The 16,251-nt window shown below is 39.6% G+C and carries 13 protein-coding genes and 1 riboswitch; of the genes, 11 read left to right on the top strand and 2 right to left on the bottom strand.

The window, feature by feature from the left end; genetic code table 11:
* Window positions 1–50: 50 nt before the first annotated feature.
* On the bottom strand, window positions 51–2,696 hold the full coding sequence (gene mutS / locus ABLC00_RS06295; protein WP_004709731.1) for a DNA mismatch repair protein MutS: 2,646 nt from the start codon (window positions 2,694–2,696) through the stop codon (window positions 51–53).
* Window positions 2,697–3,198: 502 nt separating this feature from the next.
* Here mutS and ABLC00_RS06300 point away from each other — a divergent pair.
* The 5 genes from ABLC00_RS06300 to ABLC00_RS06320 are packed head-to-tail and all read left to right on the top strand — an operon-like array spanning window position 3,199 to window position 7,981.
* Entirely contained in the window at window positions 3,199–3,963 is a 765-nt protein-coding gene (locus ABLC00_RS06300) for an SDR family oxidoreductase (RefSeq protein ID WP_002051051.1), read from the top strand.
* A gap of 12 nt (window positions 3,964–3,975) precedes the next feature.
* Window positions 3,976–4,731: a glucose 1-dehydrogenase gene (locus tag ABLC00_RS06305; protein ID WP_348941230.1), complete on the top strand. Its 756-nt coding sequence runs from the start codon at window positions 3,976–3,978 to the stop codon at window positions 4,729–4,731.
* Between the two features lie 47 nt (window positions 4,732–4,778).
* Window positions 4,779–5,687, top strand: a complete 909-nt coding sequence (locus ABLC00_RS06310; protein WP_033854532.1) for an SDR family NAD(P)-dependent oxidoreductase — start codon at window positions 4,779–4,781, stop codon at window positions 5,685–5,687.
* 1 nt (window position 5,688) lies between these two features.
* Window positions 5,689–6,144: a MaoC family dehydratase gene (locus ABLC00_RS06315; RefSeq protein ID WP_033846165.1), complete on the top strand. Its 456-nt coding sequence runs from the start codon at window positions 5,689–5,691 to the stop codon at window positions 6,142–6,144.
* A 13-nt stretch (window positions 6,145–6,157) separates the two neighbouring features.
* Window positions 6,158–7,981 carry an acyl-CoA dehydrogenase gene (locus ABLC00_RS06320; RefSeq protein ID WP_033846164.1) on the top strand — a complete coding sequence of 608 codons (1,824 nt, stop codon included), beginning with the start codon at window positions 6,158–6,160 and terminating at the stop codon, window positions 7,979–7,981.
* A gap of 156 nt (window positions 7,982–8,137) precedes the next feature.
* On the opposite strand, the gene ABLC00_RS06325 is transcribed toward ABLC00_RS06320, so the two are convergent.
* A complete protein-coding gene (locus ABLC00_RS06325) occupies window positions 8,138–9,049 on the bottom strand; it encodes a LysR family transcriptional regulator (protein WP_004887938.1) in 912 nt (303 codons plus the stop codon).
* 102 nt (window positions 9,050–9,151) lie between these two features.
* Here ABLC00_RS06325 and ABLC00_RS06330 point away from each other — a divergent pair, with 102 nt between their 5' ends.
* The 6 genes from ABLC00_RS06330 (at window position 9,152) to ABLC00_RS06355 (ending at window position 15,703) form a co-directional block, all read left to right on the top strand.
* A complete protein-coding gene (locus tag ABLC00_RS06330; protein WP_033846163.1) occupies window positions 9,152–10,345 on the top strand; it encodes an MFS transporter in 1,194 nt (397 codons plus the stop codon).
* A gap of 61 nt (window positions 10,346–10,406) precedes the next feature.
* Window positions 10,407–10,602: riboswitch (yybP-ykoY riboswitch) on the top strand.
* The gene (locus tag ABLC00_RS06335; protein WP_228128008.1) at window positions 10,565–11,611 is read left to right on the top strand and encodes a sodium:calcium antiporter; all 1,047 of its coding nucleotides are present in this window, start codon (window positions 10,565–10,567) and stop codon (window positions 11,609–11,611) included. It overlaps the preceding riboswitch by 38 nt.
* A gap of 365 nt (window positions 11,612–11,976) precedes the next feature.
* A complete protein-coding gene (locus tag ABLC00_RS06340) occupies window positions 11,977–13,350 on the top strand; it encodes a bifunctional diguanylate cyclase/phosphodiesterase (protein ID WP_071210006.1) in 1,374 nt (457 codons plus the stop codon).
* Between the two features lie 277 nt (window positions 13,351–13,627).
* Complete coding sequence (locus tag ABLC00_RS06345) at window positions 13,628–14,083, top strand: hypothetical protein (protein ID WP_348941232.1); 456 nt, start codon at window positions 13,628–13,630, stop codon at window positions 14,081–14,083.
* 179 nt (window positions 14,084–14,262) lie between these two features.
* Window positions 14,263–14,487, top strand: a complete 225-nt coding sequence (locus tag ABLC00_RS06350; protein ID WP_004887932.1) for a hypothetical protein — start codon at window positions 14,263–14,265, stop codon at window positions 14,485–14,487.
* A 652-nt stretch (window positions 14,488–15,139) separates the two neighbouring features.
* The gene (locus tag ABLC00_RS06355) at window positions 15,140–15,703 is read left to right on the top strand and encodes a TetR/AcrR family transcriptional regulator (RefSeq protein WP_050675168.1); all 564 of its coding nucleotides are present in this window, start codon (window positions 15,140–15,142) and stop codon (window positions 15,701–15,703) included.
* Window positions 15,704–16,251: the final 548 nt, after the last annotated feature.

Genomic DNA, 16,251 nt, shown 5'->3' on the forward strand with positions numbered 1-16,251 from the left:
CCTCAAAGTAAGAGCAAACATGCCCATAGACATGTTTGCTCAATCAATAATTATGATTTAAGCGCAGCTTTTAGCTCGTAAAGTTGTTCAAGTGCTTGGCGAGGCGTCAAGTTATCGACTTCAATTTGCTTAAGTAAGTCTAGGGCAGGTGAAGGTACTTCGATTTCAATCACTTTCTCTATGACTTGAGTATTGGTTTTAGCTTCCGAATCTAAAGTTGCAAACAAATCATCTTGTACACTGGTTTGTAAGTGTTGCTGTTGTTGCTTCTCTAAAATGCGTAAACGCTTTTGAGCTTCTTTAATAACATTAGCAGGAATACCCGCTAATTTCGCAACTTGTAAACCATGACTTTGGCTTGCAGGTCCTTGTTGAACTTTATGCAATAAAATCAGGTTGCCATTTAACTCTTGAGCAGTAACGTGATAGTTATCAATACCTGCTTCACTTCCTAACTCTGTCAATTCGAAATAGTGAGTTGCAAACAAGCACAGACATTTAACACGCTTCGTTAAGTCAACCACGCAAGCCCATGCTAAAGAAAGACCATCGTAGGTACTCGTTCCACGGCCAACTTCATCCATTAACACCAAAGACTGATTCGTTGCATGGTGCAAGATTTGTGAAGTTTCAGTCATCTCAACCATAAAGGTCGATTTGCCCGTCGATAAGTCATCGGCTGAACCGATACGGGTAAAAATACGGTCGATTGGGCCAAGTTTGGCAGCTCGTGCCGGAACGTAACTACCGCAGTAAGCAAGCAAACTGATTAATGCGGTTTGACGCATAAAGGTAGACTTACCACCCATGTTTGGACCGGTAATAATTGCCATACGGTGCTGGGCATCAAGGAACGTATCATTTGGTGTAAAGGGCGCTTTACTTAATGCTTCAACCACAGGGTGACGGCCACCTTGAATTTTGATACCCGTTTCTGGTGTAAATTCAGGACGTGCCCAGTTATTTAAACGTGCTTGATGAGCAAAGTTTGCAATTACATCAATTTGCGCGATTGCTGAACTCATCATTTGTAGGTGAGCAATATTTTCACGAAGGTTTTCAAGTAAAGCTTCAAATAACGCTTTTTCACGTGCTAATGCACGAGACTCACTTGATAAAACTTTATCTTCAAAGCTTTTTAGTTCAGGCGTAATGTAGCGCTCGGCATTTTTTAAGGTTTGACGGCGAATATAATCGGCAGGGGCTTGCTCAGCTTGAGCGCGAGTGAGTTCAATGTAGTAACCACTCACACGGTTATAACCGATTTTTAAGGTATTGATGCCGGTACGTTCACGTTCTTTTATTTCTAAATCAATCAGGAATTGGCCTGCATGATCACGGATTTGGCGTAATTCATCGAGTTCGGCATCGTAACCTTCTGCAATTACATTGCCATCACGAAGTAATACCGGTGGGTTTTCAACAATGGCTGCCATTAAATGCTGGTGTAACGATTTAAAATCACCTAGTTCTTGATCAAGCTGTCCCAATAACTTGGATTTCTTCGCTTGTACAACAGGTGCTAAAGCATTTCTTAAAAATGGAATTTGTGCACAAGCGTGACGAAGCTGAACTAAGTCACGTGGTCGTGCGCTACCCAGCGCAACACGGCTAAGAACACGCTCAATATCCCCAATTTCTTTAAGCACTAAACGAACCGGACTTTCATGGTAGCCCTGAATTAACTGTTCAATTGCATCTAAACGGGCATCAAGCAACGCGGTATCACGGACAGGTTGCATGAGTGTACGGCTGAGTAAACGGCCACCCATTGCCGTTTGGCAATCGTTCACCAGTTGGAATAATGATGTGCCGTGTTCAAACAAAGGTTCAATAATTTCTAAATTACGGCGCGTGATTGGGTCGAGCGCAATAAAGTCAGTGCTTTGTTCTAAAAGAATTGAACGAATATGTGGTAACGCCGTTTTTTGGGTTTCTTTGGCATAGTGAATTAGAGCCGCGGCAGCAGCTTTAGCCAAAGGTAGCGGATCTAAACCAAAACCAGAAAGCGTCGATACAGAGAACTGGTCACATAAGGTTTTTTGTGCGTTGTTTAAATTAAAATCGACATTTGGGCGCTTGGTTACTGGGCAATCTAAATGCTTTTTAATTTGTTCGATAATATTTGGGTCAACCAGATCTTCATCAATTAAAATTTCACTTGGCATGAGGCGTGCCAGTTCAATTGGAAGTTGTTCCGGTTTGTAGTCTTGTTGTTGAACTTTAAAAATACCCGCACTTAAGTCGAGTAAAGCAAAACCGATCTGGTTTTGATGGATGCATAGCGCCACAAGGTTAGAAGACTGATAACTTGTGAGTAAGGCATCGTCAGTTAATGTACCAGGTGTAAGAATACGAACAACTTTACGCTCAACAGGACCTTTGCCTGTGACTTCACCCACTTGTTCACAAATGGCTACAGTGCGACCTGCTTTTACCAAACGTGCCAGATAACCTTCGGCTGAATGGTAGGGAACGCCCGCCATTGGAATTGGGTTGCCATTTGCTTTACCACGATGGGTTAGGGTAATTCCTAAAAGTTTGGCTGCTAAATGCGCGTCTTCAAAGAACAGTTCGTAAAAGTCGCCCATACGATAAAACAGCAACGCATGTTGATAGTCTTTTTTGACTTTGAGATATTGCTGCATCATTGGAGTGTGGTTAGAGAGATCAGCCATGATTTCAGCGCTATTCATGCGTAAAAAACCCTTAAAAAAACGAAAAATTTACTTTTGGCTAATGAGCCAATTTCAAGTTTTTAAAAAATGAATGTAATTCAAGAAAAGTACAATAACTGGATGAACCTTAGAACCAGCATCCCTAGTATAAAGTGTTTTCAGACCATTCCAGCGGTGCAATGGTAACAAATTTGAGTTATTGAAAAAAAGAGTAGTGAACTATTGAAATAATTGAACATTGTAAAGATGTGTTGAAAACAAAACTTAAGCTTAAAAGACAATTTTCTTGAATATAACTTTAACCTTATAAGAGAGAAGAAACATACATATTAATTTTATGCATAGTTGAATATTCAAATAATTCATTTTATTCATTGTTATAGGTTGGGTATGTTTATAAACGTCGTACCAGCGATGTTATATGTTCGATAGCAAATAAAAACTCGTTTCCAAAACTGATAGGCAAACACAAGAATTTAAAAGCCCAACAGTAAAATAGACCAAGCTCAGGAGTAAAAATATGCCAACCAATTTATTTGATTTAACAGGAAAAATCGCATTAATAACTGGTGCAAGTCGTGGGATTGGTGAAGAAATTGCAAAACTTTTAGCTGAGTATGGCGCACATGTCATTGTCTCGAGTAGAAAAATTGATGATTGCCAAGCGGTTGCCGATCAAATTATTCAGGCCGGTGGTAAGGCAGAAGCGTTTGCATGTCATGTGGGTTCAATGGAGGATATTACGGCTATTTTTGATCATATCCGTTCTAAGCATGGGCGTTTGGATATTCTAGTCAATAATGCTGCAGCAAACCCTTACTATGGCCACATTCTTGATACAGACCTTGCGGCATATAACAAAACGGTTGAGGTCAATATTCGTGGTTATTTCTTTATGTCGATTGAAGCTGGAAAGCTGATGCGAGCCCAAGGTAGTGGTGCGATTGTGAACACCGCTTCTGTGAATGCATTACAACCAGGCGACCGCCAAGCTATTTATTCAATTACCAAAGCAGCCGTGGTGAATATGACGAAAGCGTTTGCCAAAGAATGCGGTCCTTTAGGGATTCGTGTTAATGCGATACTCCCAGGTCTAACAAAAACCAAATTTGCTGGCGCCCTATTTAGCAATGAAGAGGTATATAACCGTTGGTTGCAAGAAATCCCATTACGCCGTCATGCGGAGCCACGTGAAATGGCTGGAACGGTTTTATATCTTGTCTCTGATGCAGCAAGTTATACCAATGGTGAATGTATTGTGGTTGATGGTGGTTTAACCATTTAAGGACGGGTAGCAATGTACGATCAGTATTCAGATCAAGTGGTCTTAATCACAGGCGCGGCGAGTGGATTTGGTGCACTACTGGCCCAGCAACTGGCAGAACACGGAGCAAAATTAGTCTTGGGAGACCGCAATATCGCAGCGCTGAATGCAGTGGTTGAACCGTTACAACATGCGGGTATACAAGTAATTTCGCAGGCTTGTGATGTTAGTCTTGAAGCAGAAGTACAGGCATTGGTACAAAGTGCGGTGGATCATTTCGGTAGAATTGATGTCAGTATAAATAATGCGGGTATGAGTCCGCCAATGAAAAGCTTTATTGATACCAATGAGGCAGATCTGGACTTGAGTTTTGCTGTAAATACCAAAGGCGTATTTTTTGGAATGAAGCATCAAATTCGGCAAATGCTACAACAAGGTGGTGGCGTTATTCTAAATGTTGCTTCTATTGCAGGTTTAGGTGCAGCTCCAAAACTGGCAGCTTATTCGGCAGCAAAACATGCAGTGGTGGGTTTAACCAAAACAGCAGCAGTGGAATATGCAAATAAAGGGATTCGGGTCAATGCAATTTGTCCATTTTATACCACTACACCGATGGTGCTCGACAGTGAACTGAACGCAAAACAAGACTTTCTGGCACAGGCTTCTCCGATGAAGCGTCTTGCCCATCCGAGTGAAGTTGTTGCAATGATGCTGATGATGTGCGCTAAAGAAAATTCATATCTCACAGGTCAGGCCATTGCAATTGATGGTGGTGTTACGGCTTATTAAATACTTATTAAGAACAAAATATTAATAAATCTATTTAGGAAAAAACTATGACAATCAATTTAACCAACCGTGTTGCAATTGTTACAGGTGCCGGTGCAGGCTTAGGACGTGAGCATGCGCTATTACTGGCTCGTTTAGGCGCAAAAGTTGTAGTCAATGATTTAGGCAGTGATGTACATGGCAATGGCGGATCAACTTCAGCTGCACAGAAAGTGGTTGATGAAATTATTGCAGCCGGTGGTGAGGCGATCGCCAATGGTGCTTCAGTCACCGATGCTGAGCAAGTCCAGCGTATGGTCGATGACACTATGGCCCGTTGGGGACGCATTGATATTTTAGTCAATAATGCGGGCATTTTGCGTGATAAAACCTTTAGCAAAATGACATTGGAAGATTTTCGGCTAGTGATCGATGTGCATTTGATGGGTGCCGTGAACTGCACTAAAGCAGTTTGGGAAATCATGCGCGAGCAAAAATATGGTCGTATTGTCATGACCACATCATCATCGGGTTTATACGGAAACTTTGGTCAGTCTAACTATAGTGCTGCAAAAATGGCTTTAGTAGGATTAATGCAAACCTTAGGCTTAGAAGGTGAAAAATATAACATTCGAGTCAATTGCATTGCTCCAACAGCAGCAACCCGAATGCTGGAAGGCTTGTTACCAGAAACCTCACTCGAAGCACTTGCACCAAGTGCAGTTAGTCCAGCGATTGCTGTATTAGTCAGCGAAGAAGCCCCTAATAAAATGATTATTTGTGCAGGGGCCGGAAGTTTTGAAGCTGCACATATTACCTTGACCCAAGGCATTCATTTAGGAACTGGCGATGAGGTGGCGCATAACTTAGTCCAGCATTTAAGTGAGCTTAGTGATCGTACCAATGAAATCGTTCCTACGATGGGCGCAGCGCAAGGCAATTTAGAGTTGCAAAAAGCGGGTTTAAGCGGGGACTAACATGAGCATAGTGACGATTGAGCAACTGTTTGACTTGCAAGATAAAGAACTAGGTGTCTCTAATTGGTTGACCATTGATCAAGCCATGATTAATGCTTTTGCGGATGTTACGCGAGATTGGCAATTCATCCATATTGATACCGAAAAAGCCAAACAAACTCCATTTGGGGGCACGATTGCTCATGGTTTTTTGACTTTATCTTTACTATCGGCTATGGCGGCCGAAGTATTGCCCACTGTAGAGGGACAAACCTCATCGGTAAACTATGGCGTGAATAATTTACGCTTTCTAAGCCCTGTGCCGAGCGGACATCGTGTACGGGGAAGATTTAGCTTAAAACAAATCATAGAAAAAAGAGCGGGAAGCTATCAGTTGACCTTAGGTGTGACAGTTGAAATCGAAAACCACCCCAAACCAGCGCTCGTTGCCGAATGGTTAACGCTGATGAATTTTTAATTGGGAGAACCGTGTGAATAATGAAATGATCCTTTCTCGACAGGATGTCGATTTCTTACTGTTTGATTGGCTTAACATTGAAGCACTCAATCAGCGTCCTCGTTTTGCAGGGCAAGAGCGTAGTGATTATGCGGCAGTATTGAATGTATATGAAGACTTGGCAACTGATCTTTTTGCACCCCACAATAAAAAAAATGATAGCCATGAACCTAGCTTTGATGATGAGCGTGTAACTGTTAATCCAGAGGTAAGTGTCGCCTTAAAAGCCTTTGCAGATGCAGGTTTGATGAGCACAGCTTTTTCCACCGAATGGAACGGAATGAGTTTACCCAATACCATTGAACGGGCAGGTATGGCTTACCTGATGGGTGCAAATCCGGGTACGACAGGCTACGCTTTTTTAACGATTGGTAATGCAAACTTATTGATGGCCCATGGAGACCCTAAAAAAGTAAAGCCATATATTGATGCCATGATTGCAGGTGACTGCTTTGGTACGATGTGCTTATCTGAACCACAGGCCGGATCTAGTTTGGGAGATATTCGGACACGTGCAGTGCCAACAGCCGACGGACGTTACCGTTTATTTGGCAATAAAATGTGGATTTCAGGTGGTGAGCACGATATTTCAGGCAATATTGTTCATTTGGTTCTGGCCAAAATTCCAGATGAACACGGGAAATTACCTGCCGGCGTACAAGGCATTTCGCTATTTACCGTACCTCGAAAATTAGTTGATGAGCAGGGGAATATAGGTGAGCGCAATGATGTCGCTTTGGCCGGAATCAACCATAAAATGGGCTACCGTGGTACCGTCAATTGTGTATTAAATTTTGGTGAAGGTCGTTATACACCAGAAGGAGAAGCAGGCGCTATTGGTGAGTTGGTGGGCGAAGCTGGCAAAGGGCTATCTTATATGTTCCATATGATGAATGAGGCCCGAATTTCAGTTGGTCTGGGCGCAGCCGCCTTAGGATATACAGGTTATTTGCATGCACTGGACTATGCAAAAAACCGTTTACAAGGTCGCTCTCGTAGTGAACGTGATCCGAGTTCTCCACAAATTCCAATTATCCAACATGCAGATGTGCGCCGTATGCTCTTGGCACAAAAATCATATGCCTCTGGAGCACTTGCACTTTGTTTGTATGCTGCAAAATTAACAGATGATATTCACTCTCTTGAAGATAGCGAGCAACAGAAAAAGGCACAACTACTCCTCGATTTACTTACACCAGTGGTAAAAAGCTGGTCATCAGAATGGGGACTCGTGGCCAATGATTTAGCTATTCAAGTACATGGGGGATATGGTTATACCCGTGAATACAATGTAGAGCAGTTCTATCGGGACAACCGACTCAATCCAATCCATGAAGGTACATTTGGCATTCAGGCGATGGATTTACTCGGACGCAAAACACGGATCAATGATGGTCTGGCGATGCACATTTTGAACGAAAAAATCACAGGAACAATTGCTCAAGCTCAGTCAATAGCAGCATTACAGCGCCATGCCAATACTCTTGCTCAGACATGGCAACGGGTTCAGGAGGTAACGGCAGCATTACATGCTATTAAGGATATGGATATGCAATTGGCAAACGCTGCCAATTATTTAGAAGCATTTGGACATTTGGTGGTTGGTTGGTTATGGCTGGATCAGGCAATAACCCTTCATGAAAATCTAGCCACTTCATCAGCAACAGATTTTTTAAATGGCAAGTTAGCTGCCTGTGATTATTTTTTTGGTTGGGAAATGCCTAAAATTTACAGTTGGCTCGCTGTTCTTGATCCCATTGAAACTACGCCACTAAATATGCCGGAAGCTTGGTTTTAATCACCAAAATTAATCTCATTTATACTTCATTACGCTGACCATAAGCGTAATGAAGTTATGATTTTTAATAACTTTGGTATAACAGTATTAGATAAACAAACTCAAAGCCATATAGTGAAATATATTGGTTTGGACTTGTTTGTGGAAAGCCCAAGTTTATAAAGAAATATGACTCAATTTTTGATGTATGAAGTCAATGAGCGCTCTTGTTTTAGCGGGTAAGTAACGACGATTTGAATACAGTGCGAATAACTGCAAAGGGGCTGCCTTTTGTTCAAACTCAATCTCGACTAGCCGTCCGTCGCTAATGTAGGGTTGGCAAGTTTGTTTCGATAGAATTGCAAAACCGATACCTGCTACAGCAGCTTGTCCTGCCATCTCTCCGCTGTTTACTCGATAATGTCCTTTAACCTTAATGGCCTCGAATTCCCCCTTTTTATTGACAAATTGCCAAGGAGCACCTTTGAGTGCACTAACTGTTGTAATACAGGGTAACTCTTCAAATTGCTCGATACGAGTAGGGGTGCCATAACGCTGAATGAGAGAAGGGGCTGCAACAATCGTGCAAGGGATAGTCACTAGATGACGAGCGATGTAGTCACTGTTATCCATCTGACCGCGGCTAATGATAATCGCTAAATCCAAATCATCTCGCAGAGATTCAAAACCCGACAAATTTGTGACACAGCTGATTTCTAAGTCTGGATACTGACAGGCGAATTCTGCAATCACAGAACCTAGCAATGCAGGACCTATTTCATTTGGAATACAAATTCGTAAAGGACCTTTAAGCTGCATTTGCCGCAACGTTAACTCTGTCTCAGTTTGCTCAAGCGCTTCGAGTAATGGCTTTGCTCTGGTATAGAGTAGCTGCCCTGCCTGAGTGAGTTTCATATGTCGGGTGCTGCGCTCAATGAGCTGAAGATCGAGTTTTTCTTCTAACTGAGAAATGCAGCGACTCACGTTTGATGTTGGCATTTCAAGCAGTTTCGATGCCCCCACAAAACTTTCTTTTTCAACCACAGCAATGAATACTTTCAGGGTATTAAAATCTAGAGCCGGACGCATCAATTGTCCCATATTTGATAATAATAAAAGCCATTTCTACCATATAATCAATACTATTGATAGCAGTTAAACTCGGACATCTTTTATCTATAGGTTACTGTGATGTCCCTAGCCACACAGACGTTTAATTATAAAGTCCTCATGCGGATAGCCACTGTAATTGCTTTCGTCCAGTTCACGAATGCGCTGGAATATATGGTGTTCAATCCTATTTTTGTTTTTATGGCGACAGATTTCGCAGTGCCAGTATCATTCTCAGGTTATGTTTCAGGGATGTATACGCTTGGCGCCGTTCTTTCGGGAATTATTGCTTTTTACTGGATTGATCATTTCAATAAAAAGCGGTTTTTAATTATTAATATGGCGTTACTAGGTCTACTCACATTTTTGACTACCTGCACATCCAGTTTTAGTCTGCTACTTGCACTTCGATTTTGTGCAGGGTTGGTCGGCGGTACCACAATGGGAGTGGGTATAAGTATATTAATAAACAACGCTCCGCCTAATTTACGGGGGAAAATGTTAGCGACGGTGATTGCATCATTTTCAATAGTAAGTATTGTCGGAATGCCTACCATATTATTTCTATGCACTCACTATGGTTGGCATGTGGGTTTGTGGCTCATAAGCGCATTCTGTGTGTTGGCATTGCCATTAATTGTATCCATTATACCCAAAGACCAAGTCTATTTAGATACGCCTCGTGCGCTGCCTCTGGATATGAACACATTATTGTTCGCCTCTGCTAATGCACTCGTACAGTTTAGTCCTATGCTCGTCATTCCTGTTTTGGCACCCTTAATGATTCAGCAGTTGGGTGCTTCACAAAATCTATTGCCTTGGCTCTTCTTCAGTGGAGGTGTTATAGGTTACCTATCTACAAAAATTACAGGAGTATTAACCTCTCGTTTTTCTGCTTTAGTGCTGGGTACAGGTTCAACCATTGTTTTTATACTGAGTTTGCTAATACCAATGCTAGGCTATCAGCATGCAGCGTTATTTATTGGTTTATTTCTCGGCGCATCTTACAGCCGTTTGGTGTCATCTTCAGTGCTTACGATTCAGTTTCCTAACGACCAACAACGAGCTGGATTTTCTTCATTACAGACATCCATCATGTATTTAATGACAACCGTTGCATTTTTCTTATCTGCTTTTTTATTGCCTGAACAGGGTATGGCGCCACAAAGTGTAAATAAGTTACTAGCGATATGTGCAATTTCAGCAGCAGGGTTCCCAGTTCTTGTGATTGTTCTGCAAAAGAAACTGGCTAAACGTTTTCATGTCTTTTTATAAGCTCTTGTGGTTTTGTCTGACTATCTCTGTAGAGTTACGTTTAAATCACTGGTAAACTTCACCCATTGTCATTGGGGAGTAGCCATTCCTAGTACCCAGCTAGGAAGACCACGTCAACAAACTTGAGATGAGTATCTCATGGCGTGTTCAGCCACTGTATATACAGTATGAGCTAGGCGAGACCTTTGGCCGCAACGTGCTTTGCTAGTCGGGCGAGGCGTGTTGACGCGCCAATGGTTTCTTATTCGCCCGGCTGGAACTATTCCTATGCTCCTCACTTTTATCTTATTCTTTGTGTCCGCCGCAGCGATTTATCTCGCCTGTGAATATTTCGTCAATGGTATCGAATGGTTCGGTAAGCGCCTTAATCTAGGTGCAACTGCAGTAGGTTCCGTACTCGCAGCTTTCGGTACAGCCTTACCTGAAAGTGCAGTCACTTTCATGGCGGTCGTATTTGGCAATACCCCAGAGCAAAAAGATCTTGGTGTTGGAGCTGCAATGGGTGGTCCATTGGTTTTAGCGACTTTAGGTTATGCCGTAGTCGGTCTGGTATTAATTCTTCATCGTAAAAAGTTAGCTCGAACTTCACATAAAGTACAAGTTGATTACGCCCGTTTAAGCCGAGACCAAGTTTCTTTTCTTGCTATCTTTGTTTTAAAAGTAGCACTTGGTTTAGTCGCATTTGCCATTAAGCCGTGGTTAGGCGTGCTATTTTTAGCAGCTTATGCAGCTTATGTTTGGCGTGAGATTAAGGAAGCTGACACATCTGCCGATGAAGAAGAACTTGAACCTCTCAAGTTTCGTCCAAATACAGCCGAACCATCCCTAGGGTGGGCTGGTCTGCAAGTACTGCTGGCTTTAGTAGTGATTAGTATCGCTTCACATACTTTTGTTGCTCAGCTTGAAGCGATTGGTACAGCATTAAGTTGGCCACCGCATCTGGTTGCTTTGTTGCTTAGTCCGGTTGCGACTGAATTACCCGAAATTATGAATGCGTTGATTTGGGTGCGCCAAGGTAAAGAGCGTTTGGCTTTAGCAAATATTTCTGGTGCCATGATGATTCAGGCCACCATACCAAGTGCATTAGGTATTTTCTTTACGCCATGGCGCTTTGATACATTGCTATTAGCATCTGGCATTATTACTGCACTAGCCATTGTGTTCCTGTGGAATTTATTCCGCCGTGGTGCAGTCGATGATCGATCATTGGTTGCAGTCAGTGCACTGTACGGTGTTTTTGCAATTCTTGTTGTGATTTATCTCTAATACACATTTATGAGCTGGACGGTTTTGCCGCCGATCCAGCTATTTTTATGCCTATATGGCAGGTCGGCTTATGCTCTCACGGTGGGTGATAAAGATGACAATACAGAAAATTCTTTAGAATTCGCCTAATTTTTCACGAGTTTGGGACTGTACCTAAGTCGCAGAGGCATGTATCGTTAGATCATGATACTTTAAAATTATAAGGTGTTTAAAAAGCAGTATCGTTCAAGTGACCTAATAGGCTTTACTACTACGATAGAATAATACCTAATATCAAAATAATGATTACAAATAATAAAGGACGAAAATATTACGCTTTATTGGTAAACATTGAAATGGAGTATCAATGACCAAGTTGGGGGTCTTTGAAGAAATATTTTACGGTTGATTTATTTATGATAGCTTCGTCTTACTTTAAAAAACGCAAAAAAAATTACCGTACTGTAAAGGACCAACAGCTTACAATTGCAGCCAAAGCCAATATCTTCATTTGTATTATTTTTTGTTTGTTTTGGACCATTTATTTTGCATTTGCAAACCTATGGCTCATTGTTTACATAGATATTACTTTCACATTAATTTCCATATTTAGTCTTTTTCTCATTTATATAAACCGGATTTCAGCGGGCATACTTTTATCGCAAATGGTTTTACTGGTTTTTCCGGTCATCTTTTGCTTATTTTTTGATATTGCTACACCTCATCGGCCTCAAGTCGCTCACTTGTTTTTACCAGCCGGAGCAATATTGGGGTATTTAAATTACCGCAGAGACCCAAGCTTTTTACAAATTCTTTTAATTCTATTGTCGATTGGATGCTTTATATTTTTTAGCGCGACCTCTTTTACTCTCAATAGTGCAGCACCTTTACCTGAAGATATTCGTAATCATGGCGGATGGATCGCAACTGGTGTTGCTACACTAATGATTTGTATTTCAATTTATACCATGCAATTAGAGATACAAATCGAAAATAGCATGGTACATGACTTACGTTCGGCACTTGCTAAAGAACAGTTTGAACTTTTTTATCAACCGCAAATCAATTCATCTGAAACGCTAATAGGTGCAGAAGCCCTGTTAAGATGGCACCATCCAACTTTAGGATATATACCTACTCAGGACTTTATTCCGGCAGCGCAAACGTTTGGGTTAATGCCAGAGATAGGGGAATGGGTATTAGTTGAAGCCTGCAAAGTTTTGCAAGACTGGAGCAAAAAAGAAGAAACTAAAGATCTTACACTTTCAATTAATATTAGCGCCGATCATTTTATGCAGCCGCTTTTTGAGCAAACCGTGATAGGTATGGTTCAAAAATATGACATAAATCCATCTCGGCTCATTTTAGAAGTTACTGAAAATATTGCCTTAAATAATTGTGCAAGCATGATCGAAAAAATGAATTTCTTGTCTAGACATGGCATTCAGCTTTCACTTGATGATTTTGGTACAGGGTACTCATCTTTAAGCTATTTACAAAAAATGCCTATGAGTCAAATCAAGATTGATCGAAGTTTTGTACAAGCTGCTTTGGATGATAAGCGTAGCAACAAACTGGTCACAGGTATTATTAAAATCGGTTTAGACTTAAACCTTCGTGTGCTTGTAGAAGGAATAGAAACGACTGAACAATTTAACGCTTTTAAAAGTAATGGCTGTACTGAATTTCAAGGCTATTTATGGGGCTGTCCGATGCCTTTAAATGACTTTATTAAACAGTTGCCATATTTTCATAAGTAGTTGAAAAATTAATTAATAGAAAGTATAGAAGATAAAGGTATATTATTTTATTAATGATAAAAATCACGCAATCCAATGTTATATGAGCTTTTTTTATATTACAAAATTAAAAAAAGCTTAAAGCAAAACAAAAAATGGTTATTTATTAACTCAATTTTAACAATTAATTAACAGTAGTTACTTGTTGTTACATAAGATTACAAGTTGAAATATAACTTGAAGCATACTTACTTTGAAAGACACCTAATGCCGCTTCAAAGATAAGGAAAAAACCTTAATGCCACAATACTTAGCTATTGCAGAAAGTGTGTATAGGAAAGTTAAAGAAGTTGAGCTTTTTTCAGATGACACTATTGAAAATCTTAATAATTTAATGATTTTTATACGTAAAGAGATCACGGGGAGTGTATTCAAATTAAAGTATAACTACATTGATTTCGAAGAAGCTTTAACAAAACCCTTAAGTGAATGTAAAGTAAAAATAGATGTTAGCCTTATTCCACACCATAGTATGGAAGACGAATATATTTTATGGCTAGCTGGATTTGTTGAAAAAATTACGGAGGGTGGGCCCAAACCGCCACCACCAATTAAGAAATATATTCCTGAATTTATTAGTCTCGAATCAGAACTAGATTTTTTAACTGTTCCAAAGGAAAAGTTTTTAAATAAAGGCGAAGAAATTACCGACTATTTTAATTCAAAAGCATTTACCAAAACTGTGAAAAAGTAATGGTTGAGTGTATTTATAAAAACCGTCTAATCGCGGTTTTTTTTATTGGGTTAAAAACGAATAAGTAAGCCTATTTTTGCTTAGTAAACTTTACACTCCAGTACAGATCATCTATTGATACGAGTTATACATTTATGTATTACTTTAAATTCCAGTACTACAATAAAAAGGAATTTATTATGAAGTACATTAAGTATATTTTCGCCGCATTAGTCATCGCGCTTTCTGCTCCAACCTTTGCAAAAGGTCACGCTTACCACGGCTCACATCATGGTTATCACGGCAGTCATTATGGTAAAGCTTATGCTTATCGTGGTAATCATCATGGTAAGGGCTACTATCATAATAAAGCCCATGGTGATCATGGGTCTGATATGCATAGCCACGGACGTGGTCATATGTAATTCAACTCACTACAAAAATCCCGCAATAGGCTGCGGGATTTTTTATGGCTTGATCTCACCACTTTATAAACTCCAATTTAACAATATCTTATTCATTATTTATCCTTACTTTTTAATGCGTTATTTTAAAGCAAATGTCATTTTGTGTGCTTGACTGTAAGAAGCTTGGACACTATCCTTTGCCTGCTGGCCACATTGCCAGTCGGTTTTAGCAGACCGTGATGAAAGATCGCATCAGAGTTATTCCGTCTGAGGGATACTCTTATGTGTAAACTCCTAGTCTCCTCCCGTAGCGGTAGGACGGGAGAGGGACACCTTCGGGTGTGCTGGTTATATCTTTCACCAGTCTGCTAACCCTCTTCCGTTCTGCCACCATAATTTTAATGTCTGGCAGAACTCCCAATAAAAAGGAGTTGGCTTTGCACATCCATTATTTCTTGGCTCTCCATGCCAAAAGCTATAACGACACAGCTTAAAAATTAAAGCAGCTTGAGCGCCCTCAGGTTTTCAGGCCGTAAGTCATTTTTACTTAAAACTTAGCAACAAAAGAACTTGAGATGTGCCAAGCACAGTCTTTATGGCTTTGCTGTGCCTTTTTTCTCCCCAAAAAGTATCTCGTTTAGAAACAACAAGAATTTATAACGGTAAAACTATGTCAAATTTAGTTCTCTCAACACGTGCTTTAGAAGTAGTAAAAAAAGGGATTAATCTGTTTCATCACGGTGGATTTCACATGGTGGGCGTCAACAAGATTGTGAAAGAAACCGAAGTGAATAAAATGACGTTTTATAACTATTTTCACTCTAAAGAACGCTTTATTGAAATTTGCCTGATCGTACAAAAAGAACGGCTTCAAGACCAAGTAGTTGCACTGGTTGAGTACGCCAAACACACAAGCGTGATAGATAAGCTCAAAAAGCTTTATTATTTACACACTGAGGTAGAAGGGCCATATTATTTAATATTTAAAGCCATTTTTGAAACTAAAAATACTTATTCAAATGCTTACCAAGTCGCCATTAAATATAGAACATGGCTGACCAATGAAATCTATAGACAGCTTAGGGCACTTAATAGGGAAGCCTTATTTCATGATGCCAAATTATTTTTATATATGATTGAAGGCACCATTATTCAGCTTTTAAGCTTAGAGAAAAGAGATGATAGAGAAGATATGTTTGCTTGCTTTTCTAAAGCATTCATTAAAAAAGATTGAAAAATAAAGTAATATAGAATTAGAAAAGATTAAAAGAATAACGGGCAGTATTTAATAATGCTGCCAATTTGATAAATTTTTAAATAAATATATATGTGATTAAAATCAATTAATTTTTGAAAAAGGTGATAATTTTTAAATTTAGATTTTTTGCAATTTATAAATTTTAAAGAAGTAATTTTCATATATTGTGCATACCTATAAGAAAATATTTATATCTAATAATAGAAAATTAATTTTTTTATTTTACGAAATAATTAGTAAAAATAAATTTGGGATTTTAAGGGAGAAGTATACTAAAAAAATAGTTATTGTTTAGTTTAATTTAATATATTTATGCATTTTTGTGACTTTATTTTGTTTTTGTAAAGATTAATTAAATTTAAATACGTAAATTAAAGTTGCTAAGGCATCCTATTTTTTAAAGAACTGATTTTATTAATTTAAATAATTAAAAATAAATTGATCCTTATAAAAACAATCTTTACAATTCATATATAAACTTGTTTTAACAAAAAATCACAAATTAGTAACAATTGGGGTGAGGC

The organism is Acinetobacter nosocomialis (assembly GCF_041021905.1).
In the GTDB taxonomy this organism is placed as follows: Bacteria; Pseudomonadota; Gammaproteobacteria; order Pseudomonadales; family Moraxellaceae; genus Acinetobacter; species Acinetobacter nosocomialis.

Excerpts from the sequence above, each read along its gene's own strand:
- ABLC00_RS06345 (WP_348941232.1), top strand. The coding sequence starts at position 13,628 with ATGCCACAATACTTAGCTATTGCAGAAAGTGTGTATAGGAAAGTTAAA.
- ABLC00_RS06310 (WP_033854532.1), top strand. The coding sequence starts at position 4,779 with ATGACAATCAATTTAACCAACCGTGTTGCAATTGTTACAGGTGCCGGT.
- ABLC00_RS06355 (WP_050675168.1), top strand. The coding sequence starts at position 15,140 with ATGTCAAATTTAGTTCTCTCAACACGTGCTTTAGAAGTAGTAAAAAAA.
- ABLC00_RS06350 (WP_004887932.1), top strand. The coding sequence starts at position 14,263 with ATGAAGTACATTAAGTATATTTTCGCCGCATTAGTCATCGCGCTTTCT.
- ABLC00_RS06325 (WP_004887938.1), bottom strand. The coding sequence starts at position 9,049 with ATGCGTCCGGCTCTAGATTTTAATACCCTGAAAGTATTCATTGCTGTG.
- ABLC00_RS06330 (WP_033846163.1), top strand. The coding sequence starts at position 9,152 with ATGTCCCTAGCCACACAGACGTTTAATTATAAAGTCCTCATGCGGATA.
- ABLC00_RS06300 (WP_002051051.1), top strand. The coding sequence starts at position 3,199 with ATGCCAACCAATTTATTTGATTTAACAGGAAAAATCGCATTAATAACT.
- ABLC00_RS06305 (WP_348941230.1), top strand. The coding sequence starts at position 3,976 with ATGTACGATCAGTATTCAGATCAAGTGGTCTTAATCACAGGCGCGGCG.
- ABLC00_RS06315 (WP_033846165.1), top strand. The coding sequence starts at position 5,689 with ATGAGCATAGTGACGATTGAGCAACTGTTTGACTTGCAAGATAAAGAA.
- mutS (WP_004709731.1), bottom strand. The coding sequence starts at position 2,696 with ATGAATAGCGCTGAAATCATGGCTGATCTCTCTAACCACACTCCAATG.